We start from the raw sequence: 17,674 nt of genomic DNA, 5'->3' as shown, positions 1-17,674 counted from the left end.
TCGACACCGGCGTCGACGCCGCGCTAATGGGACTAGTGCAGTGACCTGGGAAAGCCACTTTCCACCAATCACTTTCGGTGGAGTAGTTACGGGAGGACGTTGCGCTTATCTGACAGCAACGTCACCGTAAGATAAGGGGGACCCCAACGCGCGTGCTGAGATCGACTCACAGCAACCCGCAAGGTGAACCCAAGGTTGGGTGGCGATCAACGCGGCCTGCTATGGTGCTGCAGATCACCGAAGCCGTAAGGAGCTCGACGTCGACGTCGCCCGCGACGCAGATGCGTGGCGATCGATCCCGGCGATGCTGCGAAGTCGGCCAGTAGCTAGACCGCCGAGCGCAACCTCAGAACCATGTTCTTGCTGCTCAAGGTAGCTTTCTAGTGCGTCCGAGCCGAGTGTCTGGACGTCGGTTCCCGGGTCAGCGGCCCATGACCGTGTAGGCGCCGATGCGTCGAAAGCGCGCGACAATGGCCACCGCTGCGACCGCTCCATCGCGGGCTACCTGCCGACGGTCCACTGCGCTCCGAGCGCCCCCACGCGGCTGAAAGACCCTCATTTCTTGTGGTTCAATCCATGGGGATCAGTCAGCCCACTCTTACCTTGCGCGCGGCGATCACAGTGCACACCGACCTGGTTCGAAACCAACCCATTCATACACGCCACACCGCGGCCCGTTACCAACGAGGGCCGCCGGTGCGCTGCCGGCGCGACACGGTCCTGTTTCATGCGCACGGATACCCGACGTTCGCGGCGCCAATGTCAGCGCAGGCGACCGCCGTAACGCGCTTCGTTCTCGGCCTCCGCCGCTTCGCGCAGCGCGGCAATCGCAAGGTTCAATCTGTCCGCCAGCTCCCCAGGTGCATATCCGGTCATCACGCCCGGGTGCAGCGTCAAGCTGAGTAACCGACCATCAGAATTTGCGACTGCGTGAATATCGCCCATGTCCACGCTGAACGTGACGGCCTCGGCTTCGTTGACGAGTTCTTCCCATTTCTCGGCTGCCTCGGTCAGATCGCGCAGCACCGATTCCACGAGGTCTTTGTCGGTCAGTTGGTTTCTGTCGGTCAGTTCGTCCCTGTCGCTCAGTTCCGCGCGACTGCCCGACCCCGACACTATGACAGTATGTCCACGCCTCCGACCAGCGTCAATTCATGCACAGCCAGCAAAACGTGCCGCTGCCAGGAGATTCTGGAGCTCACTTTCCGGCCGGCGACGGATTGAGTTTCTGGAACCAAGCGAAATGATAATTAGCCGATACCGAATCTCCGGTGACGCTGCCATGGGTGGCTGCCAGCAGCATGCAGTTAAGCAACAGCGACAGATCAACCGCGGGATATTGCACGAGGACCTGGTGCCGCGCGGTATCGAGATACACCCGCAGTAAGTCGATTTCGTCATCGATGACGCGGGTTCCGCCAGCGGCTGCCGTCGCCAGCGTGTGCACCGCCCGTGGCAAGCCCTCGCGCGCGCGGGTGGCTTCTTGAAGTTCGCGTCCAAGATCTTCGACCATTGGCAACGAGCGCGGTCGTACCGAGGCTGTCGGGGCAACCCGATCCGCAAACCAGCCCAAGGAATCACCCGGACGGTAGGTCACCGAAGGCGCGGCGCCACCGATGAGCGCGGACACCTTGCCGGCACGCCGCTCGGGCTCCAGGAGCCGCACACCTTCGGGAACCGCGATGTCCGGGGGTATCCACCCGTGGGCCAGATCGGTAACCAACACCGGAGTGCTATCGGGGTTGGCCGCGACCGCCCAGCTCAACCGTGGTTCCTGCCGGGCCACGAACGTCAGCAGCCGCTGCAACCGGCTGTCGCCGAATTCCGTTTCAGGTCCAGCAGGTGGCGCGTCGGGGGAGCGTTCGAGGTCCGGATCGGAGGACGCAGCCGCCGACGATTCTGGTTCCTCCGATTGCGGCAATGCGCTGACGGCGGGTTGAACTCGTGTCTCGTCCGTGTCCGACCCGCCACGATCTGGGTTGATATCTGAGCACGGTTCTTCGGTGGTCACATCCGATGTCATCTGGTTGAGCTGGCGGATCGTCGCCTCGACGCGCCGCACAGCCAGCGCACGGGCTTCGTCGATCACCCTGGCTTCGGATGCCTGCCGGGCCGAATCGGCCATTCCGGCGTGCCTGATGCTCCTGAGCTTGTCGTTGGCCGTACTCGTGATCTTTTCCAGGTCAACCTTGAGATCGGTTGCGAGCAAGCTGTTTTCGGCGGTAGGAGTCGATAGCTCGGCGGGCCAAAGCCCCGCCGTTACCCGCGGGGCGCAGTCGATGGGAGAGCTGAATGGGGAAATCGCCAGAGATTCCCGCGTCGCTCTTCGGAGGCGTTGGCGCGCCGTCCTTCGGCCGAAGATCGCCACTCGCCAAGCCTACCGGCACTCGCGTAGCCCGTGCAGACGATGAATTGTACGGTCGTCTCGACCACGGTAGCGTGGCGACATGGCCGATTCTGCGCTACAGCAGCAACTCGACGAAGTGCGGGCCTTACTGTCCCGCGCGCGAGAGTTGTTCGGTGCCAATCCGATCGAGCCACCGAAAGACATCGTGCCCGACCCCGATATCGCTAAGACTTGGACCCTCTAAGCCCTCAGCGGTCACTACGACGCAGTCGGTGCGCCAACAGTTTTTCAATCGCCACGTCAAGGTCGTGGGGGGTCGGAACCTCCGCGGATGGGGTGTGCCCCGCGGCGATGATCTCCTCGCGCACTTCCAGCAGCGCCTTGAGACACGACACGTCCGCGGTCAGCCGGATCCCCTGTGCCAGCGTCTCTGCGTCAGTTTCCATGGCCGCCTCGTCCAGCGCGACGCTGTGCATATACCCGCCGCGGCACGAGCGGACCAGGATATGGCCGCTGGGGTGAACGGTGTCGAATGCGGGATTGGCGTTGGTCATCGACCGTCGTCAATGATGCTGCCGAGGTTACGTGCCGCCTCCTGCTCGTGCTCTTCCCACATGGTTGCCGACGTCTTCAGATTGTCGGCTAGATCGAAGTGGTCGTCGGCCTGTTGCTCGTAGTACCGCCGCCTCAACTCGAGCAGTTCCCGCCCGGCGTCACGTAGCTCACCGAATATCGGCCCGAGTGAGTCCAAACTCTCCTGGATGGCCGCGTGTGACGATGGGACGGTCCGCAGGTAGTCGGAGGTCTGCTCGTGATGAACAGCGGCCTGGCGCAGGTGTGCTGGCACCACGTGGATTCGATCTGCCATCTGCTGTCTCCTCTAACTGGGCCGGCGGTGCGCCGGCAGCCTCACAATGGCGAGGTGGTCGACGAACCTGCCGGCCGGGTAGGTGTCGGGGCCGCTGTGTTGGCCGGCGCAGTCGCAGGTGGAGGCGTCGGCGGGTGCTCCCAGCCTAGAAAGCTTGGCCCCGTCACGGTGGAGATGTGCTGAATCTGGCCGTCGAGCAGCGCTTCGCTACGGCCGAGAGCAAGTGCATGACGGTCGGTGAATATACCGATGTCGCCCGGTATCACGTGGGCAGGATCGATCGGGTCGGTCACGGCCGTCCCGGGCGCGGGTATGGCTATGCCCTGCTGCTGGAATGCCGCCGCGATCGGTGCTCCGCCTGCTGCGGCCTTGATCGCAGCGGCGAGCTCGGGGCTTGCGGCGGTGACTGTTTCACCGTTGGGCAGCGCAACTGTGGTCGGTCCCCCGGGCAGTGGGGATCCTGGCTGCTCCGATGACGCGTCCTCGTGCTCGTCGCCGGCATGTTCTTCGGGTTCGTCGGCAGGTTCGTAATCCCTTGGGTCCGGGTCTGATGATTCGAACGCTCCGTCGTCGAGGCCGATTGGCTCCAACCCACCGCCCCTCAGCAGCCCCGAAAACGGCAGGTCCCCCGGCCCGGTCCAACCGGGAGCGGAGCTCGGAGAGGTTGCCACACCTGGTCTGGCTTCGCCACCAAGGCTGGGAATGGCTGGCATTGAGGGCAGGGTCGGCATCACCGGTGCGGCGGGTGGTTGCGGTACCAAATCCTCAGGCACCAGGGCAGGATCGTCCAGCAGCAGCGCATCGAGGGCTGGATCCCAGGCAGCGTCTGGGGAAGCCGCGAGCCCGGCCGCGCTGCCGGCAGGTCCAGGATCGACGGTAGTTGTCGCCGCCTCAGGATCACGTGGTGTACCCGATCCCACCTGCGACGCGTTGTAGAGCGACGTCCAGGCAGCCATCAGCGCTGATTTCGACGTATCGTCGAGGCTGGCGTTGGCCACGACTCCACGAATGTCGCGGAGCTTTCCGATCAGGAACCGCTGGAAGTCGCGAGCGCCCGCTGGGGTGTCCAGATCCGACCGCGTTCGTACCGCGGCCTCGGTGTCTTGCTGCAGCTGATTGAGCGCCTCCCGACCCTCGACAGCTTTGAGATGCGCGTTCAGAATCGCCGAAATCACCAGCAGGTCAAGCTGAGCACTTGCTGAATTCTGGTGTGCTAGAGCCAGTTCCGCATCCGCGATAGCTTCGGCGGAACCCGTTCGGCTGCTCTCCGCTGGCGTCGCAGTCGCGTCCGAAGGCACCTCGCCGCGCTTCGGATGCTGCCCCGACTCCGCCATGCCGAGGGACAGTACCCAGGGGTGTTGAGGCTCACAATTCACCTCATTGCCGGCGCCTAAGTGACGCGGGCTCGATAAACGTTCACGAACATCCGTTGCCGCATCACACGGTGGGCTCAAGCTCATTCTTGGCCTCCCGGGCGCGCATAGTGTACCCGTAGGCCTTCCAGCACAGCGCTTTTCGCTCGATCGAGCTCCTGTGCCTCGGCAACGATAGCCGCGATCTCCCGTTGCTTGGCAACCAGAAACTTCTGGAACTCACGCGCCCCCAGTGGTGTATCGACGGCCCGCCCATGCTGCTCCGGCACCGCACTATCGATTTGGGCGGCAATCGCGTCGAGCCGTCGGACGCTGTCGCGCATCGCGGCATGCGCGCTGCCAAGCGCCTCCGCCAGCACCCTGTCGGCGTCGGCCATCGTGTTGTGTTGTCCGGCCAGCTTGGCCTGCCGCGCCTGAATGGCAGCTATCGACGGTCCGGCTTGTTCGGACATGGGTCCACCTTCTCATCTCGCCCAACCCGGGTGGGCGCTTCGATTGCTTACATGGGGCGACGAATTGCGACGTTGCTACCTAGCCGGCTGATCCGCACTGATGCACCCGAATACGGTGCCTCGACGACCAGATTGTTGCCGATCGCCAGCTGCACATGTCCGGGATGCGGAAAGACGAGATCGCCCGGCCGGACTTGGGACAGTGGCACCGGAATCCCGTCATGGATCTGCTGATAGGTGGTGCGATCCACGTGGACTCCCGCCTGCGCGTAGGACCATTGGACCAGCCCGGAACAGTCGAACTGGTTGGGCCCGGTCGCGCCCCAGACATAGGGGCGACCCAGTCGCGACAACGCCGCGCGCACGGCCGCTGTGGCTCGGCTGTCTGCCGCCGGTAGCCGCAGGCCAAGCAGACGATGGCGACGATGGTGTGGCATCCGGTAATGCAATGCACGTAACGCCACCAATCGGCGCCGCGCCCGCCGCCGCGCCGCGAGGACATGTGCGCGTTGAGCCCGCAGCCTTGCCGCCCGCCGCCGCATGGCTTCCCGCCACGCCAGCGGCGCAAGGGGAGTGGCAACGACATCGGCACGAGCCGCGTCGAGAACCCTCCTCGTCAGCTCGTGCGCTTCGGCCCGATCCCGCTGGGCACACACAATGACTGCCGCGGCCTCGGCATCGGTGTGTGCCGCCGCGCGCAGCGCGGTCTGGCCGCGGCGCGCGGCATGTTGATATCGAGGCAGGCTTGCCAGCGTATTCAGCTCGCCGGTGCGCTGCAGCAGACTTCCGTAGTGCGAAGTGTCAGTGTCCAGCGCGGGGTGCCGACCGCTGCCCGCGAACATTCGATGGGCACGACTCAATACTTCGATTTCGCTCTGGCTCACCGGTCCTCCGTCCCACCGTCCGTATCTGAGCAGCCCCGATCGGCTGACTCGCTGGCCTCCACCGCCTCAGCGAAAGCGCGAACTCGGGGGAGTGCTCCTGGTGGGATGACACCCCGATTGCGGATATCCCACATCTCGTCGCCGCCGACACCGATGAGCGCGGCGATGACCGCCTCCGGCAGCGGCGAGCGCGCGCAAGCTCGATCGAACCGTGCCCCGAGGCTGGTCGGCATTCGCTTCAGCAGGGCGCCGCGGGTCGCCTCGAGCGCGCGCAGATGATCCATGAGGCGTCCAGTGGAGTCAGCACCGGCGGTGACCGCCAGCCGCCATGAGCTGGCGGCCAGCATCTCCGCCTTCACGCACTGCGCGATCACAGACAGAATATACGTCTCATATTCGTTTGATGTCGTCGCCGGCAGTCGCTCGATAACCGATTTGATCGCGTCAAGCTGCGCTTCGGCGTAACCTTCCAGCACATCGGTGTCGCTGTGGCGATCCACTACCACCGAATCGGCGCGCCGCGCTGCTGCCGCCGGCGGTGGCTGCACCGCGATCAACCGGGCCAGCTCGGCGTCGGGATCGCCGGCGACCAGCAGTCGTGAGTACGTACCCGGCGGCAGCCCCAACCCGTTCTCGACCTTTTGAACTGTACTTTTGTGTGGTTTCCTGGCGCCACGCTCCAAATAGCTCAGACCCATGATGCTGACGCCGGTCGCGGTCGCGAGGTCGGCGAGTGACCAGTCCCGCGATTCGCGCAACGCGCGGATGGCCGCGCCAGCCGATTCACGGCTCATCGCACCCTCGCGCCATAGCCGGATATTACACACGACGTGCAGCTTCTTAGTTTATATGCGTTTTTGTCGCCTTTCCCTTGCGCCCTTCGGCTTCAAACGTATACGCTTTCGTCTACGTTTAGCCGGAGGAGGAGACCCACACATGGCACACCCATGCGCTACCAACCCAGAACTTTGGTTCGGCTACCCGGATGACGACGGAGGCGACGGCGCCGCGAAGGCCCGCGCCTATGAGCGGTCGGCGACGGAGGCACGGATTCAGTGCCTGCGCCGGTGTCCACTCGCACAGCAGCGTCGCTGCGCCCAACACGCGATCCAACATCGGGAGGAATACGGCGTATGGGCGGGCGTCAAGCTTCCCGGCGGCCAGTACCGCAAGCGCGAGCAGCTCGCGCGCACCCACGAGGTCTTAGGACTCATCGCGGCCGGGGAGATCAATTCCCGGCAACTTCCAGAAAACGCAGCTCTGCTGGAACGCAGCGAACACGACGTCGTCTCGGTGACCGCGGTCGTGCTGCATCTACCGACTTCACGGGTGGGCCGGGCCGGCCCGCGCAACGCCGCCTGACCGCTGGTCGAGCTTGCGGCTCGGTAGGTCGACGCCGGCGACAGGACCGCCCGGCACGCCAGCGGCAGTAGGGTGGCGGTGTTAGCCACGCATCAACCAGCTGCCAGGTCCGCGAAGGCTCCTGAAGAAAGGGCGCCATCATGACTAGTGACCCGACCGGACCGCAACCCACGGTTCATGCAGAAGAGCAGAAGTACACCATCGCCGTCGCGGGCAAGGCCGCCGGATTCGCTGAATTCGCCGACCGTGGAGATCAACGGGTCTTCTACCGCACTGTGGTCGATCCCGAATTTCGCGGGCGCGGGTTGGCCAGCATCCTGGTCAAAAAGGCGCTGGAGGGTGCCCGCGACGACGGCAAGCGCATCGTCCCGGTGTGCTCCATGGTCAGCACGGTGCTCAAGCGCCATCCCGAATTCGACGACATCACCGACCCCGTCACCGCCGAGGTGGATGCGTGGGCGAAAACGAAGACCCAGCCTGGTACGTGAGGGTGGTTGGCCGGTCAATACCGGTGTCGGGTGGTGGTAGTCAGTTCACGGCGGCGGAATCGCTCCGCTCGTCCAACTCATCGAGCGCTTCCCCGGTATAGACGGCGAGCCGCTGCAGGTGCGGCAGCGTGTCACGACAGCCGATGAAGCCGAAGTTCAGCGTCTCGGCGTAACTCTGCACGGTGACGTTGAGGGCCTGGCTGTGCGCCACAAGGGACACTGGATAGGACGCTTCCATCCGGCTACCCCGCAGGTACAGCACATCCTTGGGCCCGGGCACGTTGCTGACACACAGGTTGAAGGTGTACGGCCACGGCGGCTTCACCCCGGTGAGCGCGCTGGCCACCTGCACTCCGTAGGGCGCCATCAGCGCGCCGCTGTAAGCCAGGATCGCCTCTTTATCCATAGTCCTGAGCTGGGCCTTTGCCAGGCTGGTTGACGCGGTGATGACCTGCAGCCGCTCCACCGGATCGGCGATGTCAGTGCCCAGGGTCGCCAGCGTCGTCGCGACCGCGTTGCCGCCGCCCTCATCGTCCTTGGGCCGTACGTTGACCGGCAACACTACGATCAGCGACTTGTCGGGTAGCTCACCCAGCTCGTCCAAGAATCGCCGCAAACCGCCCCCGACGATTGCCAACACCACGTCATTGATCGTCGCATCATATTGGGCGCCAATACTTTTGAGCCGTTCGAGGGAATATTGCTGGGTGGCGAATCGGCGATTGCGGCTGATGCGGGTGTTGAGGACGGAGTGCGGGGCCTGTACCGAGCCAATCAGGTTGCGGTACTCGTTGTCGCTGCGCAACTGGGTGTTCACCAGCGCCTTGGTGAGGTCAACCGTAGACCGTCCCGCGCCGGCCACCGAACCGATGACGCTGCCCACCCCGCTGACCACGCCGCCCAAGCCTTTCACAACGTCGCCTAGGCCACTGAGCACGCTACTGGCACCACCCATCAGGCCGCCGCCGCCGGCGGATTCTTCGGCCTCGTCGGGCTTTCGACCTGGCGCGGGAACGTTGAAGAACAATGGGTGTGTGGTGTCGTCCGGGTCGGTCGACAGGCTGCGGGCCAGCATTTTCTGGGCGGTGAAGCCGTCGATCAGCGAGTGGTGCATCTTGATGTAGATAGCGAAACGGCCACCTTCGAGGCCCTCGATGAAATGCATCTCCCACGGTGGGCGGCTGAGGTCCAATGCGTGACTATGCAGCCGGGAAACCAGAACTCCGAGTTCGCGTTCGTCGCCGGGACTGGCCAACGCCGAGCGGCGCACGTGGTAATCCAGATCGAAGTTGTCGTCGAACACCCAGGACTGTGTCGGGTCATAGAGCATGCCCGGGTGGCTGAGCTTGAGATTCCACGGGTCCACCACCTCGTTGGCCTTGCTGTCATCGACGAGTTGGCGCAGGAAATCCGGTGGCGCACCCTGGGGTGGAGTGAACGGCATCAGCGCACCCACGTGCATCATCGTGCTGGACGATTCCGAGTAGAGGAAGAACATGTCTTGCGGGCCGAGCCGCCTGGCGGTCTTGCTCACTGGCTACTCCTTCGGTGACGACGTCGTCAAGCGTGGTAGGGCCAGCAGCCGTCGCGTCGTGCAAGCCAGCCGGCGATGACGAGCAGCCTTTCCAAAGAGACCGTAACCCAAGCGGGTACTGTCGGCGGCACGGATTGCTTTTCGGCATCTGCACATGGGGCTGGCCTTCTAGTCGCCGCAGCGCTAATCCAGCACCACCTTGGCGAGGCAACTAGCGTATCGGGCGTGACGTCACACCCTGGCCGGCCCGTCAGAGGGTTGCGGTCGACATCCATCCCGCAACCACGTCCTACCGCCAGCTAGGCGAGCCAGAGCAGTCCTGGTGACCGCCGATCAAGTCGAAAGGTACGAACAAGACGGGTGCCGCTGGGCTCACGATGTCGCCACCGCCCCTGAACACGCGTGGGTGCCTATCAAACGCCGGCTCACCGAGACCCTGCGGGAGTACGAGTGCTCGAAGACCCCGACTACCAGTGGTGTCCGTCAGTTCTAGACTCGCGTAGCTAAGGGGATTCGAACCTTTGAGCCACTCGATGCGAACGAGTCGGCTCTGGCGTTCGCACCGGGCAAGCGCCGTGAAACAACGAAAATCACAAGCCAACGCCATTGTGTGGTAGGCAAAGTAAGGCAGCCATTGAAGCTCTGCGGACGCATTGTGGACAAGGTGAGGCCACGGTGAACAGGACGCCTGGCTGGTTGACGCAGACACCCTAACAGGGACGCCGCTCACCGAGCGAGGCCCTGAACCTCCGTCGCATAGGCACTCTCGCAGAACCCTGTTGGCACGCACTCGTTGGGTTTTCGTCGCGAGTCGGCAGCCTTTGGCGGGTCGACCCGCGTGGCGATCTGCCAGTAATCTCGCCTGATGCCGGAGGTTGATTGGGGGAGCGTTCCCGCATGGCTTGGCGCTGGATCGCTGTTGTTAGCGTTCCGGATCTTCCTTCGCGACCGCATGGATCGCGAACGAAGCCAAATTGATCAACTCGGTCTCTGGCCCACGATCGAGGAGGAAGATCTTGGCGGGCGCGAAGAAATCGTAGTCCGTTGGCACGCACGCAACGCCAGCCACGCACCAATCTATGTCGCGCGAATCAACTACAGGATCGCTTGCACCTGGCAAGAGCCGTTTCAGCCCGCCTACACCGATACCAACGAGCAAGAAGCCGACTCCGCGGATGATCCTCCCCCACGGTATTCCGGCGTCCATCCGACGGTATTCAAGTCGCAATGGACCTTCACCGAGCCTCACATCCGTGTCGTACCGCCCGATGACTCGGTCCAGCGCGGTCTAATTCCAATCCGCGGTTACCTGGAACCACCTACGCCTGAGGCGCTACTCATGCAAGTTGGTGACATCGAGTGTGTTGACGTCGAGGCGTTTGTTGTGGACAACGCGGGCCGCCGGTGGCGTACAACCCCTGCCCGAGGTGTACGAGCAGCTCGCGTCCGTTTTCCGCTAGGGCCACGCAGCCGCGGATCAGACTGGACTTTTGCTGCTATGCGCCGCAAGCGCCACTTGGCAAAGGTTCGACGCTGCCTATCCCGTCGAGCCAAGCGAAAGAAGCGATCTCAATAATGCAGTTCCCAGATGGATGCCGGTCTGGCTACCGAGGCCCTTGACCGCTTCGAACACGGCCTCGTAGCAATCCTTCCGTAGGAGCTCAGACCGACTGTGGCGAACAACAGCCGGGTGCGCGCCACGGGCCGCCAGCAGCTTGTGCAGCCGCTCGCTGCGGGCCGATGCCTCGGAGGCAGTGGTCGTACGCGCGGCCCTGATCATCCGCCCGTCCTCCCGGACGGCATAGCCCGACAGCGACATGATCTGACCTCAGACTGCCGGGAACAGATCCGTTCCGACGCGAACGCAACGCGAACGAGCACTAGAACCGGCTGCCCGTCTGCTCGCTGAGCGGCACATGATAGTTCTTCCCGCCCGCAGCCACTCCGAGTGAAACGCGTACATCCAAGCGATGTGCATGTGGACGACGAAGCCCTCAAGCGCCCGTTCCCGGCCAGGATCGTTGAACAGGCTGACCGCCAGCAGTGCCTCCTGCTGCGACGCTCGTAGGAGCAGTTCCCACCGCTGAGGTCGCGCCATCGCGCGTCATCCCTTCCCCGTGTCGCTGAATGATCGCACGGTTTCAGGCCAACTCGGCGCAACACTCGGGGGCCAGACCGCGGTTCCAAGTGACGGCGGTGCGATTCGGGAGCTGGGCCGTGCCCCGCCGTCAGGCGATACTCGGCGAGCCCTGAACGCGGCTTCGTCGGAACGATATCGCCGCAGCCGCGGTGCGCTTCACGCGGCCCCGCCCTCCGGAGCCGCGTTGTCTCGCACAGTGTTAAGTATCGAAATGATGCTGTCTACGTCGCTCTCGCAGAACACATCGTCCGGCCCGGTCGGTGCGTGGTCGATGTAGGGCGACTCGTACAGTCGCGCCGGTTCCACTACCCCGTTGGCGGTGAGTTCGGTAACGATGAGGTTGACGAACCGGATCTGGTCAGCGTTGAACCGAGTCCCGTCGAGGTAGGTCCCGAACGCTTCGGCGGCAGCTTCGCGGTCCAAACCGACCAGCGAGCGCACGAACAGCCCCAGCCCGCGCGACTGCTCTCGAACAAAGTCAATATCGGCTTGTTCCCCAACTCCGTTGTCAATGAGCATGCGCTCCAACGCATCGAGGTCGTCCGACGTCAGCGGCTTGTTTCGGCGTAACCGCTGAAGGGCCACATGATCCTGTTGCTGCTTGAGGCAGGCCCTTGCCTTGGCATGGAACCGCTCCCAGTTCGTCCCAGGGGTAATGCCGGGCAGGTCGACGAGGGTGGCTCCGCTGAGTTCGTCGGCGAAGTCGGCGTAGACAACCACCTTCTTGGCTTTCTCCAGGAATCGCAGCAGGCCGCGCAGCTTGCGCCGGACCGATTCGAGCATGGGTAGCGTGACATCGACCCACCACTCGTCGCTACCAACTTCGTCAAGCAGGACCTGTTGTGCAGCAACGGAAGGGATCGCCGTCTGGCTCAACAGTAGGGTGGCAATGTTCTGGACCTGCTTCCGCAGGCGTTCCGCGGCGACGTCATCGCCCTCCAGCTGGGCGAGCTGGCGGCGCAGGATTAGCATGTCGAAGCGTTTGGCGTCCTCGTCCTCGTCTTTGAACGCCGAGGGCAGCCCGGCCAACTGCTCGCCCACATCACCGGCGGCCTCCGGGGTCAGCGCACTCCAGACCGGCCATTCCGCATACTGCTCAACCAACTTGCGGTGCGGGCGGACGAGGAAATTCTCGAGGTTCATCCCGGCGACGGTTTGGTGCAGTGACCACGCGATGTCGACCCGGAGTCCGCGTTCGGTTTCGGTGCCCTGCCCCTCGGATGGCTCGGGGTTCTTCGCCGGCCAGGCGGAGTCGATGGCGGTGATCAGCCCGAGCCGGGTTTCGAACAGCCGCTGGTTCAGCGATTTCTGCAAGGAGCCTTCGGAGCCGGGGAGGTCTTGGCTGAAGTATTCGAGGTTGCCGCAGAAGTCGAAGACGTAGAAGTTCGCCTTGTCCAGGCCGGGACCGAACAGGTCAGGGCGCAGGCGGGTGCCGCGGCCGATCATCTGCCAGAACTTCGTCTTGGAGCGCACCAGTTTGAAGAAAACGAGGTTGACGACGTCAGGGACATCGATACCGGTGTCGAGCATGTCAACCGAGATCGCGATGTGCGGGGCCTTCTCGGTGACGGAAAAGTCGTCGATCAGCGATTGCGCGTAGCTCAATCCGTGGGTGATGACCCGGGCGAACTGGCCTGCGTACTGCGGGTATTGGATGTCGAAACGCCGCGCAATGAACTCGGCGTGATCCTTGTTCTTGGCGAAGATGATGGTCTTGCCCAGCCGGTCCCCTTCAGCGACCCGGTGGCCCTTGCTAAGCAGTTCGGCGAGCACCTTGTCGACGGTGTCCTCGTTGAACAGGAACCGGTTGATCTCCTCGGAACTCACCTCATCGGGCGGATCACCCTCACCCCAATCGAGGGCGTCCCAGTCGTCTTTCTCCTCTTCGGACAGGTCGGCGTAGCGGATGCCTTGCCGGAGGAACTTGGTGCCGACGGAGATCCCGACCGCGGGAACCAGGAAGCCTTCCTTGACGGCGTCGTCGAGGCTGTAGGCGTCGGTGGGCACTCCGTCTTCAAGGTGGAACAGTCGGTAGGTGTTGTGGTCGACTTCGTCTTTGGGGGTGGCGGTTAGCCCGACGAGCAGTGAGTCGTACCAGTCGAAGATGGCCCGGTACTTTTGGTAGACGGAGCGGTGGGCTTCGTCGATGACGACGAGGTCGAAGTAGCCGGGCCCGAATCTCCTAGTGCCGGAGTCGGTGTCGTCGATGAGGTTCATCATCGTCGGGTAGGTACACACGTACACCCGGCCGTCGGTGATCTTCTCAGTCACCAGGTTCACGGTGGTGGCATCGGGCAGATGCGCCTTGAACGCGTTCGCGGCCTGGGTGACCAGGGCGGTGCGGTCAGCCAGGAACAGGACCCGTTTGACCCAGTTGGCCTCCATCAGCTGCTTCACCAGCGCGATGACCGTGCGGGTCTTGCCCGACCCGGTGGCCATCACCAGCAGGGCTTCACGTTGCTTGCCGGTGAAGGCGTCGTCGATCGCGCGGATGGCGCGGTGCTGATAGTGGCGCTCCACAATGGCCGAGTCGATCGGCATATCGGTCAGCGGTTTGCGGGTGTCGCGGCGCTGGACCAACAGCTCCAGCTCGTCGCGACTGTAGAAACCCCGAACCTCCCGCGGCGGGTAGCCGCCGGCGTCATCCCAAATCCAGTGCTCAAACCCATTGGTATAGAAGATGACCGGGCGGCGGCCCGTCATCTGCTCGAGGCAGTCGGCATACAGTTTGGCCTGCTGCTGACCGACCTGCGGGCTCCTGGTGGTTCGCTTGGCCTCCACAATAGCCAGCGGCAGGCCGTCCTGGCCCCACAACACGTAGTCGACGAAGCCCTTGCCGTCCGGGCTGGGCATGCCAGTGATCGGATACTCGCGGTCCTTAGTCTCGGCGAGGGGCCAGCCGGCTTCGGCCAGCATCACGTCGATGAACCGATCCCGAGTGTCGGCCTCGTTGTAGTCGCGGTCGTCGTTCTGCTGGTTGGCGGCTTGGGCTTTCTTGACCGCCTCCCGCAGTTCCGCGATCTCGGCGTCCTTCTGCGCTGCCAGCTCGTCCTTCTCGGCCAGGGCCTTGGCGTGAGCTTCGTCCTGGGCGGCGAACTTCGCCGCCAGTTGAGCGACCTCCTGCCGGGTTAGCGGTGCCGCCTGGGCCGCGATCTTCGGATCGAAGGCGGCCTTCATCGGAACCGCTTGCGGCTTGGTCGAATACCGGAAGGCGGCCCACAGCATCACGTGGTGCAGCTCACGCAACGTATCCAAAGCGGCCCGCGGCGGGATGGGGTGCACACCGTGGACAGCAGTATTGCCCAGCTTGCGGATCAGGTTCAGCTTGGTCGCGATCCCGACACCGACCTTCGACTTGACCTTCGGATCGTTGATCTTGGCGGCCAGATTGTTCTTGTACGGAATCGGCAGCGCCAGAACGTCGTACAGATAGTCGACCAGCAGCTCGACGGTCCGGCGGCTATAGAAGCACGCCGAGCGTGGGTCGCTGGTGGCATAGCTTTCCGCCCGAGCACAATCGGTGTGCATCTCCAGCCAACCGATTGCGTGCAGGAAGGCGAAGTTGGACATGGCGCTACCTCACAGCTGACCGGAGAACGCGCGGGACTGGAGGGAGGCGAACAGTTCTTCGAGCTTCAACAGCCCATTCGCTTGATCGGCCAGCTGGCGACGAACAGCAGCTAAGTGGTGTGCATATGCCTCTTGATCGGCAGAGCTCGGAATTGGCACCCGAATGGTTTGAACCTCTCTGGCGTTTATATTTGCCATGCCGACGATGCGCTTACACATTCCCCGCAAAGTCGCCTTGCCATAACCTGAGTTGAGCACTCCGGACAGATAGTCCGGTTGGTGATGCTCATCGACGCGCAGCCGCACGAGATACCCGGCATATGCAATCGGATCTGAATCACGATAGACCGCCGTCTTTCCGACTAGCTCGGCACTGTTCGTCCGATTGAACAGTACGTCACCTGACCGGACAGTGTACCTGTCGAACTTGCCCCTCGGTAGCGTCATGTACTTCAGATCTCTGAGATCGACATCCCCGCCATAAGTGATGTTGTTCATCCTCAAAACGGCAATATCACCAGTAAGGGAACTCTTTTCACTTGTGCCGTAATCCGCGGATGCGACAAGGTCACCCACCGTACCCATGGGCAGACCTCTTGGATTTCGAGCCGGGTCACCGAATGCGTTGATGAAGATCGATTGCTTAAGGTCATTTAGCCTTGTCATCACCTGGCGGCGTCTAAAGCGGAGAGCATCGACGTGATCGAGAATTACGGCCACGCGCCGTTGCTCTTCTATTGTTGGAAGTGGAACCTTGAGTTCCAAGAACACCCCCTTGGGCAGCGATCTACGGCGTGCCGTGCTGCCCCGAAGCTTTGCCTTGTAATACGACAATGCGCGGGGCGACCGAAGGAACCTCGCTAAGTAGGAACTGTCTGCACTCTCCGAACTCCGAAGCTGCCACACCCCATAGGCCGGACTGACGATTGCCTCGTCGTAGGAATTCTGAAAGTCAAGTACGCCTTCATCGATGGGAAATCCCACGACCAACTGCCCACGCTCGATCACCTTGTAGTCTGTCGTGTCTGCGCTCGCAACGCGCTTGTTGAACTTCACCGATTGATCGACTAAGCCCGAATGCATCGTCATGGACAAGACTGGGAACTCGCCGCTCCCTGCTTTGCGCACAACCGCTGGCTCGATGAGTTGGCCCAGCTCAACGGTCCTCACGACAGCATTGCCTTCAACTCGGCTAGCTCGGCGGTGATTTCCGACTCCAACGTCTCGATCTCAGCGATGATCTCCGACGGCCGCCTATGCTCAGCTTCGTCGTAAACGATCTCCCTATATCGGTTCAACGAAAGGTCATATCCCTGCGCAACGATGTCTTCCTTCGATACGCAGAACGACTGCTCGGTGCGCGCGCGATCAAGTTCTGAGCCGGTTCTTTCTCCCCATCGTTCCAACACTTCTGGAAGGTCATTGGCCTCGACGGGATTTCGTTTGTCGTCCAGCGAGAACCCGTCTGCGGTCACGTCGTAGAACCAAACGTTGTCCGTTCCACCGGAGTTTGTCTTGGTAAGAAGCAGGATCGCCGTAGACACGCCCGCATAAGGCTTGAACACACCGGACGGCAGTTTCACAACCCCGTCGAGCTTCTGGCCTTCAACCAACATTCGGCGAAGATCCTTGTGCGCCTTTGACGACCCGAACAGCACTCCATCGGGAACGATCACCGCCGCGCGCCCACCAGGCTTTAACAACTTCAAGAACAAGGCCACGAACAGCAGCTCGGTCTTCTTGGTCTTGACGACCCGCTGCAGATCCTTGGATGTCGACTCGTAGTCCAACGACCCGGCAAAAGGCGGGTTGGCCAAGATCAAAGTGTACTTCTCGGTATCCTCGCTTGCGCCTTCCGACAGCGAGTCGCGATAGCGGATGTCCGGGGCCTCGATTCCGTGCATCAGCATGTTCATGCTCGCAATCCTCAGCATGGTGTTATCGAAGTCGTACCCGTGGAACATGCTGGTATGGAAATGCTTCCGCTGCGCGGCATCAGACAGCGCTGATGGGTATCGTTCGCGGATGTACTCGGAGGCTGCCACCAAGAAGCCCGCGGTGCCAGCGGCAGGGTCGCAGATCTCATCGACTGGCTGCGGCGCGGTCATCTCGATTATCAGTTTGATGATGTGGCGCGGCGTTCGGAACTGACCGTTCTGGCCCGCGCTGGCGATCTTGGACAACATATACTCGTAAAGATCGCCGTTGGTATCGCGGTCAGCCATTGGGATCTCATCCAGCAGATCAACCACCCGCGACAACAGCTGCGCGGTCGGGATGGTGAACCGGGCACCCTTCATGTGCTCGGCGTAGGTCGAGCCGTCACCCCCCAGAGCCCGCAAGAACGGGAACACCTTCTCCCCGACCGTCGCGAACATGACCGCCGGCTCCTCATTCTTGAACCGCGACCACCGCAGATCCTGCTGATCGGTGCTGAACCGCATGCCCTCGGCCTTGCCAGTCGTCCGTGCTTTCCTCTCAGCGAGTGTCTCCAGATCATCCAGGCGACGGATGAACAGCAAGTAGGTGATCTGCTCGATGACCTCCAGAGGGTTGGCGATGCCACCGGACCAGAACGCGTCCCAGACCCGGTCGACCTCGCTCTTCAACTCACCGGTGATCACGGGTACGCCCCCTCGACTCATGGTCTTGAACT

Annotated in this window: 18 protein-coding genes; 3 read left to right on the top strand and 15 right to left on the bottom strand. The window is 62.8% G+C overall.

What is annotated here, in order from left to right:
- Window positions 1-762: 762 nt before the first annotated feature.
- Together F6B93_RS00200 and F6B93_RS00195 are read right to left on the bottom strand one after the other, a co-directional pair.
- On the bottom strand, window positions 763-1,119 hold the full coding sequence (locus tag F6B93_RS00200; RefSeq protein ID WP_425518575.1) for a DUF2710 family protein: 357 nt from the start codon (window positions 1,117-1,119) through the stop codon (window positions 763-765).
- A gap of 79 nt (window positions 1,120-1,198) precedes the next feature.
- Complete coding sequence (locus F6B93_RS00195; RefSeq protein ID WP_211697105.1) at window positions 1,199-2,368, bottom strand: DUF5631 domain-containing protein; 1,170 nt, start codon at window positions 2,366-2,368, stop codon at window positions 1,199-1,201.
- Between the two features lie 79 nt (window positions 2,369-2,447).
- Here F6B93_RS00195 and F6B93_RS00190 point away from each other — a divergent pair, with 79 nt between their 5' ends.
- Window positions 2,448-2,591: a hypothetical protein gene (locus F6B93_RS00190; protein WP_211697104.1), complete on the top strand. Its 144-nt coding sequence runs from the start codon at window positions 2,448-2,450 to the stop codon at window positions 2,589-2,591.
- A 4-nt stretch (window positions 2,592-2,595) separates the two neighbouring features.
- Here F6B93_RS00190 and F6B93_RS00185 read toward each other — a convergent pair whose 3' ends face one another.
- The 6 genes from F6B93_RS00185 to F6B93_RS00160 form a co-directional block, all read right to left on the bottom strand.
- Entirely contained in the window at window positions 2,596-2,901 is a 306-nt protein-coding gene (locus F6B93_RS00185; protein WP_211697103.1) for a DUF2694 family protein, read from the bottom strand.
- The gene (locus F6B93_RS00180; protein WP_211697102.1) at window positions 2,898-3,215 is read right to left on the bottom strand and encodes an ESX-1 secretion-associated protein; all 318 of its coding nucleotides are present in this window, start codon (window positions 3,213-3,215) and stop codon (window positions 2,898-2,900) included. Before F6B93_RS00180 ends, F6B93_RS00185 begins: the two co-directional genes overlap by 4 nt.
- Window positions 3,216-3,256: 41 nt before the next feature.
- A complete protein-coding gene (locus tag F6B93_RS00175) occupies window positions 3,257-4,549 on the bottom strand; it encodes a DUF4226 domain-containing protein (RefSeq protein WP_246540928.1) in 1,293 nt (430 codons plus the stop codon).
- A gap of 122 nt (window positions 4,550-4,671) precedes the next feature.
- Window positions 4,672-5,040: a DUF4226 domain-containing protein gene (locus F6B93_RS00170; protein ID WP_211697100.1), complete on the bottom strand. Its 369-nt coding sequence runs from the start codon at window positions 5,038-5,040 to the stop codon at window positions 4,672-4,674.
- Between the two features lie 47 nt (window positions 5,041-5,087).
- On the bottom strand, window positions 5,088-5,924 hold the full coding sequence (locus F6B93_RS00165) for a C40 family peptidase (RefSeq protein ID WP_211697099.1): 837 nt from the start codon (window positions 5,922-5,924) through the stop codon (window positions 5,088-5,090).
- Window positions 5,921-6,718, bottom strand: coding sequence for a helix-turn-helix domain-containing protein (locus F6B93_RS00160; RefSeq protein ID WP_211697098.1), 798 nt, complete (start codon window positions 6,716-6,718; stop codon window positions 5,921-5,923). Before F6B93_RS00160 ends, F6B93_RS00165 begins: the two co-directional genes overlap by 4 nt.
- A 142-nt stretch (window positions 6,719-6,860) precedes the next feature.
- Here F6B93_RS00160 and F6B93_RS00155 point away from each other — a divergent pair, with 142 nt between their 5' ends.
- Entirely contained in the window at window positions 6,861-7,286 is a 426-nt protein-coding gene (locus tag F6B93_RS00155; RefSeq protein ID WP_211697097.1) for a WhiB family transcriptional regulator, read from the top strand.
- Between the two features lie 140 nt (window positions 7,287-7,426).
- Window positions 7,427-7,774: a GNAT family N-acetyltransferase gene (locus F6B93_RS00150; protein ID WP_211697096.1), complete on the top strand. Its 348-nt coding sequence runs from the start codon at window positions 7,427-7,429 to the stop codon at window positions 7,772-7,774.
- Between the two features lie 40 nt (window positions 7,775-7,814).
- Here F6B93_RS00150 and F6B93_RS00145 read toward each other — a convergent pair whose 3' ends face one another.
- The 7 genes from F6B93_RS00145 to F6B93_RS00125 all read right to left on the bottom strand — a co-directional run bounded on the left by F6B93_RS00145 (window position 7,815) and on the right by F6B93_RS00125 (window position 17,642).
- The gene (locus F6B93_RS00145) at window positions 7,815-9,308 is read right to left on the bottom strand and encodes a WS/DGAT/MGAT family O-acyltransferase (RefSeq protein WP_211697095.1); all 1,494 of its coding nucleotides are present in this window, start codon (window positions 9,306-9,308) and stop codon (window positions 7,815-7,817) included.
- Between the two features lie 922 nt (window positions 9,309-10,230).
- On the bottom strand, window positions 10,231-10,359 hold the full coding sequence (locus F6B93_RS23325) for a hypothetical protein (RefSeq protein ID WP_281426117.1): 129 nt from the start codon (window positions 10,357-10,359) through the stop codon (window positions 10,231-10,233).
- 486 nt (window positions 10,360-10,845) lie between these two features.
- Window positions 10,846-11,127, bottom strand: a complete 282-nt coding sequence (locus F6B93_RS00140) for a hypothetical protein (protein WP_211697094.1) — start codon at window positions 11,125-11,127, stop codon at window positions 10,846-10,848.
- Window positions 11,128-11,136: 9 nt separating this feature from the next.
- Complete coding sequence (locus F6B93_RS23640) at window positions 11,137-11,406, bottom strand: DUF3644 domain-containing protein (RefSeq protein WP_425518485.1); 270 nt, start codon at window positions 11,404-11,406, stop codon at window positions 11,137-11,139.
- Between the two features lie 198 nt (window positions 11,407-11,604).
- Window positions 11,605-15,018: a DEAD/DEAH box helicase family protein gene (locus tag F6B93_RS00135; protein WP_211697093.1), complete on the bottom strand. Its 3,414-nt coding sequence runs from the start codon at window positions 15,016-15,018 to the stop codon at window positions 11,605-11,607.
- Window positions 15,019-15,027: 9 nt separating this feature from the next.
- On the bottom strand, window positions 15,028-16,188 hold the full coding sequence (locus tag F6B93_RS00130; RefSeq protein WP_211697092.1) for a restriction endonuclease subunit S: 1,161 nt from the start codon (window positions 16,186-16,188) through the stop codon (window positions 15,028-15,030).
- Entirely contained in the window at window positions 16,185-17,642 is a 1,458-nt protein-coding gene (locus F6B93_RS00125) for a type I restriction-modification system subunit M (RefSeq protein WP_211699181.1), read from the bottom strand. The genes F6B93_RS00130 and F6B93_RS00125 overlap by 4 nt, the downstream gene beginning before the upstream one ends.
- Window positions 17,643-17,674: the final 32 nt, after the last annotated feature.

Origin of the sequence: Mycobacterium spongiae, assembly GCF_018278905.1 — a bacterium.
Taxonomy (GTDB): Bacteria; Actinomycetota; Actinomycetes; order Mycobacteriales; family Mycobacteriaceae; genus Mycobacterium; species Mycobacterium spongiae.
Note: the sequence above shows the minus strand (reverse complement) of the source record. Positions and strands in the feature narration are given on the sequence as shown.